Source organism: Streptomyces sp. MS19 (assembly GCF_047200595.1).
In the GTDB taxonomy this organism is placed as follows: Bacteria; Actinomycetota; Actinomycetes; order Streptomycetales; family Streptomycetaceae; genus Streptomyces.
Genome location: NZ_JBJZOH010000081.1, coordinates 1 through 5,077, shown reverse-complemented (window position 1 = coordinate 5,077; position 5,077 = coordinate 1). Strand labels below are relative to the sequence as shown.

At 57.6% G+C, this 5,077-nt stretch carries 2 rRNA genes; both read left to right on the top strand.

The features are described 5' to 3' along the window. Positions 1 to 128 precede the first annotated feature (128 nt). Positions 129 to 1,656: ribosomal RNA gene (locus tag ACL02R_RS29920) — 16S ribosomal RNA — on the top strand. Between the two features lie 293 nt (positions 1,657 to 1,949). Further along, a 23S ribosomal RNA gene (locus ACL02R_RS29915) occupies positions 1,950 to 5,057 on the top strand. Together the 16S and 23S rRNA genes form the textbook arrangement of a ribosomal RNA operon. The last annotated feature ends 20 nt before the right edge of the window (positions 5,058 to 5,077 follow it).

Sequence of the window (5,077 nt, the reverse complement as noted above, 5' to 3'; positions counted from 1 at the left end):
AGGGTCTTGAAGGAAGCGTCCGTTCCTTGAGAACTCAACAGCGTGCCAAAAGTCAATGCCAATTGTTTGATTGATGATGCACCCCTTTGATTCCTGGGGTGCTGCGAGAATCGACTCGCGTGAAGACATTCACGGAGAGTTTGATCCTGGCTCAGGACGAACGCTGGCGGCGTGCTTAACACATGCAAGTCGAACGATGATCCGGTTTCGGCCGGTGATTAGTGGCGAACGGGTGAGTAACACGTGGGTAATCTGCCCTGCACTCTGGGATAAGCTCGGGAAACTGGGTCTAATACCGGATATGACCAGAAGTCGCATGGTTTCTGGTGGAAAGCTTTTGCGGTGTGGGATGGGCCCGCGGCCTATCAGCTTGTTGGTGGGGTGATGGCCTACCAAGGCGACGACGGGTAGCCGGCCTGAGAGGGTGACCGGCCACACTGGGACTGAGACACGGCCCAGACTCCTACGGGAGGCAGCAGTGGGGAATATTGCACAATGGGCGGAAGCCTGATGCAGCGACGCCGCGTGAGGGATGACGGCCTTCGGGTTGTAAACCTCTTTCAGCAGGGAAGAAGCGCAAGTGACGGTACCTGCAGAAGAAGCACCGGCTAACTACGTGCCAGCAGCCGCGGTAATACGTAGGGTGCGAGCGTTGTCCGGAATTATTGGGCGTAAAGAGCTCGTAGGCGGCTTGTCGCGTCGATTGTGAAAGCCCAGGGCTTAACCCTGGGTCTGCAGTCGATACGGGCAGGCTAGAGTTCGGCAGGGGAGACTGGAATTCCTGGTGTAGCGGTGGAATGCGCAGATATCAGGAGGAACACCGGTGGCGAAGGCGGGTCTCTGGGCCGATACTGACGCTGAGGAGCGAAAGCGTGGGGAGCGAACAGGATTAGATACCCTGGTAGTCCACGCTGTAAACGGTGGGCACTAGGTGTGGGCGGCATTCCACGTCGTCCGTGCCGTAGCTAACGCATTAAGTGCCCCGCCTGGGGAGTACGGCCGCAAGGCTAAAACTCAAAGGAATTGACGGGGGCCCGCACAAGCGGCGGAGCATGTGGCTTAATTCGACGCAACGCGAAGAACCTTACCAAGGCTTGACATGCATCGGAAACCACTGGAGACAGTGGCCCTCTTTGAGTCGGTGTACAGGTGGTGCATGGCTGTCGTCAGCTCGTGTCGTGAGATGTTGGGTTAAGTCCCGCAACGAGCGCAACCCTTGTCCTGTGTTGCCAGCAACCTCTTCGGAGGGTTGGGGACTCACGGGAGACTGCCGGGGTCAACTCGGAGGAAGGTGGGGACGACGTCAAGTCATCATGCCCCTTATGTCTTGGGCTGCACACGTGCTACAATGGCCGGTACAATGAGCTGCGATGCCGTAAGGTGGAGCGAATCTCAAAAAGCCGGTCTCAGTTCGGATTGGGGTCTGCAACTCGACCCCATGAAGTCGGAGTCGCTAGTAATCGCAGATCAGCATTGCTGCGGTGAATACGTTCCCGGGCCTTGTACACACCGCCCGTCACGTCACGAAAGTCGGTAACACCCGAAGCCGGTGGCCTAACCCCTTGTGGGAGGGAGCTGTCGAAGGTGGGACTGGCGATTGGGACGAAGTCGTAACAAGGTAGCCGTACCGGAAGGTGCGGCTGGATCACCTCCTTTCTAAGGAGCATATGGCCAGCCCTGGGCGAGTGTTCTGGGGTGGTTGCTCATGGGTGGAACATTGACTATTCGGGTCTGCTGGTTCATGGAACCGGGCTAGTACCGCTTCTCTTCGGAGAGTGGGGAACGCCGGGCGAGTGAAGAGACAGGTTCGGGCGCGCTGTTGGGTGTCTGAGGGCACGGCCGTGTAAGCGGTTTTGTCTTCGGGTGTGCCAGGGCGCTGATCCTCTGAGAGGGGGGTTGGTGCGGACTGGTTGTTGGTTGAGAATTGCACAGTGGACGCGAGCATCTGTGGCCAAGTTGTTAAGGGCGCACGGTGGATGCCTTGGTACCAGGAACCGATGAAGGACGTGGGAGGCCGCGATAGTCCCCGGGGAGTTGTCAACCTAGCTGTGATCCGGGGGTTTCCGAATGGGGAAACCCGGCAGTCGTTATGGGCTGTCACCTGCCGCTGAATGTATAGGCGGTGTGGAGGGAACGCGGGGAAGTGAAACATCTCAGTACCCGCAGGAAGAGAAAACAACCGTGATTCCGGGAGTAGTGGTGAGCGAAACCGGAGGAGGCTAAACCGTTTGTGTGTGATACCCGGCAGGGGTTGCGCGAGCGGGGTTGTGGGAGTGCACTTCAGTTGTCTGCCGGCGGCTGGGGGAGTGAGAAACCGTTGTGGTAGTCGAAGGGCATGCGAAAGGCCTGGCGTAGAGGGTAAGACCCCCGTAGACGAAACTGTGACGGCTCCTTTGTGTGTTTCCCAAGTAGCACGGGGCCCGAGAAATCCTGTGTGAATCTGGCGGGACCACCCGTTAAGCCTAAATATTCCCTGGTGACCGATAGTGGATAGTACCGTGAGGGAATGGTGAAAAGTACCGCGGGAGCGGAGTGAAATAGTACCTGAAACCGTGTGCCTACAAGCCGTGGGAGCGTCGCAGTGTGTGCTTGCACATGCTGTCGTGACTGCGTGCCTTTTGAAGAATGAGCCTGCGAGTTTGCGGTGTGTTGCGAGGTTAACCTGTTGGTGGGGAGCCGTAGCGAAAGCGAGTCCGAAGAGGGCGTCGAAGTAGCATGCCCTAGACCCGAAGCGGGGTGATCTAGCCATGGGCAGGGTGAAGCGTGGGTAAGACTGCGTGGAGGCCCGAACCCACCAGAGTTGAAAATCTGGGGGATGACCTGTGGTTAGGGGTGAAAGGCCAATCAGACTCCGTGATAGCTGGTTCTCCCCGAAATGCATTTAGGTGCAGCGTCGTTTGTTTCTTGTCGGAGGTAGAGCACTGGATAGGTGATGGGCCTTACCGGGTTACTGACCTTAGCCAAACTCCGAATGCCGGCAAGTGAAGAGCGGCAGTGAGACTGTGGGGGATAAGCTCCATGGTCGAGAGGGAAACAGCCCAGAGCATCGACTAAGGCCCCTAAGCGTGTGCTAAGTGGGAAAGGATGTGGAGTCGCAGAGACAGCCAGGAGGTTGGCTTAGAAGCAGCCATCCTTGAAAGAGTGCGTAATAGCTCACTGGTCGAGTGATTCTGCGCCGATAATGTAGCGGGGCTCAAGTACACCGCCGAAGTCGTGTCATCCGCCTGTAAGGGCTGGATGGGTAGGGGAGCGTCGTGTGCTGGGTGAAGCGGCCTTGTAAGGGGTTGTGGACGGTACGCGAGTGAGAATGCAGGCATGAGTAGCGTGACGCACGTGAGAAACGTGTGCGCCGATTGACTAAGGGTTCCTGGGTCAAGCTGATCTGCCCAGGGTAAGTCGGGGCCTAAGGCGAGGCCGACAGGCGTAGTCGATGGATAACCGGTTGATATTCCGGTACCCGCCGTGGAGCGCCAGCGCTGAATCTCCTGATGCTAAGCCCGTGAAGCCCTTGGTGATCCCTTCGGGGTGAGTTTTGTGGTGGAGCCGGTGGTCCGAGGGGGTAGTAGGTGAGTGATGGGGTGACGCAGGAAGGTAGTCCATCCCGGGCGGTGGTTGTCCCGGGGTAAGGGTGTGGCCCGTTGTGCAGGTAAATCCGTGCAACATGTGGGTGAGGCCTGATGCGGAGCCGATTGTGGTGAAGTGGATGATCCTATGCTGTCGAGAAAAGCCTCTAGCGATGTTTCATGGTGGCCCGTACCCTAAACCGACTCTGGTGGTCAGGTAGAGTATACCGAGGCGTTCGGGTGAACTATGGTTAAGGAACTCGGCAAATTGCCCCCGTAACTTCGGGAGAAGGGGGGCCGCTTCTGGTGATGGCCTTTTACGGTTGGAGCTGGGGGTGGCCGCAGAGACCAGCGAGAAGCGACTGTTTACTAAAAACACAGGTCCGTGCGAAGCTGTAAGGCGATGTATACGGACTGACGCCTGCCCGGTGCTGGAACGTTAAGGGGACCGGTTAGCTGTTTCGATGGCGAGGCTGGGAACTTAAGCGCCAGTAAACGGCGGTGGTAACTATAACCATCCTAAGGTAGCGAAATTCCTTGTCGGGTAAGTTCCGACCTGCACGAATGGCGTAACGACTTCTCGACTGTCTCAACCATAGGCCCGGTGAAATTGCATTACGAGTAAAGATGCTCGTTTCGCGCAGCAGGACGGAAAGACCCCGGGACCTTTACTATAGCTTGATATTGGTGTTCGGTTCGGCTTGTGTAGGATAGGTGGGAGACTGTGAAGTCCAAGCGCCAGCTTGGGTGGAGTCGTTGTTGAAATACCACTCTGGTCGTGCTGGATGTCTAACCTGGGTCCGTGATCCGGATCGGGGACAGTGTCTGGTGGGTAGTTTAACTGGGGCGGTTGCCTCCTAAAGGGTAACGGAGGCGCCCAAAGGTTCCCTCAGCCTGGTTGGTTATCAGGTGGTGAGTGTAAGTGCACAAGGGAGCTTGACTGTGAGACTGGCGGGTCGAGCAGGTGCGAAAGCAGGGACTAGTGATCCGGCGGTGGCTTGTGGGAGCGCCGTCGCTCAACGGATAAAAGGTACCCCGGGGATAACAGGCTGATCTTCCCCAAGAGTCCGTATCGACGGGATGGTTTGGCACCTCGATGTCGGCTCGTCGCATCCTGGGGCTGGAGTTGGTCCCAAGGGTTGGGCTGTTCGCCCATTAAAGCGGTACGCGAGCTGGGTTTAGAACGTCGTGAGACAGTTCGGTCCCTATCCGCTGTGCGCGTTGGAGTCTTGAGAAGGGCTGTCCCTAGTACGAGAGGACCGGGACGGACGAACCTCTGGTGTGCCAGTTGTTCTGCCAAGGGCATGGCTGGTTGGCTACGTTCGGGAGGGATAACCGCTGAAAGCATCTAAGCGGGAAGCCTGCTTCGAGATGAGGACTCCCACCCACTTGATGGGGTAAGGCCCCCGTGAGACCAGCGGGTTGATAGGCCGGAGATGGAAGCCTTGTGAGAGGTGGAGTTGACCGGTACTAATAGGCCGAGGGCTTGTCCATAGATGCTCGCGTCCACTGTG